The organism is Pantoea sp. ANP04, assembly GCF_041982285.1.
Lineage (GTDB): Bacteria > Pseudomonadota > Gammaproteobacteria > Enterobacterales > Enterobacteriaceae > Pantoea > Pantoea eucalypti.
In genome coordinates this window covers 1-578 of record NZ_JAUTYS010000109.1, presented here as the reverse complement: position 1 = coordinate 578, position 578 = coordinate 1, and the positions used below count along the sequence as shown (strand labels likewise).

Here is a 578-nt window from a genome sequence, read left to right as displayed (position 1 = left end):
ATCCAGATAGCGAAAGCTGCCGGCAGATACAAAGGCCGTCCCGAGGACAAAGCAACGCACCAACGCATCGTTGCGCTGCGCTCAAGCGGCTATAGCATCGCTGAAACCGCCAAGCTCGCAGAATGTAGTCAAAGCCAAGTGAAACGCATATCCGCGTTAGAGAAAACCGCAAAAACTACTGGGAGCACTTCACCTTGAGACACCTACTGCGCGCCCTGCGGGCTTGCCCAAAGAGGCGCTGCCTCTCTGGACTCTCGGCACCTCGCCGTGTGGCAGGGATGCAGGGGGTAAAGCTCTCCCTGCATCCCGGCCGAAGGGTAGGGGCACTCCAGCTGCATCAAGGGTTCGCTGCGCCGGTATCCTCACCCGTTCGGTGCTCGGTCGCTGCGCTCCCTGTGCTCCGCTGCGGCTTCCGGTTCCGCCCTTGCCCGTCGCCCTTATGGGCCGAGCTTCCGACGGGCATACGGCGATAGGCACTCAGCGAAGCAATGTTTCAACTAAAGGGGAAAACCGTCATGAATCACCACCAAGAAAATCAAAAGCCGGCGAAAGCATCTAGCAAAGCAATGTTGAAGGGC

The 578-nt window shown here is 58.8% G+C and carries 1 protein-coding gene; it reads left to right on the top strand.

Annotated elements, in window-relative coordinates; translation table 11 throughout:
* The coding region (locus Q7C21_RS22590; RefSeq protein WP_375151173.1) for a helix-turn-helix domain-containing protein at positions 1-198 on the top strand (198 nt) is incomplete at its 5' end.
* Positions 199-578: the final 380 nt, after the last annotated feature.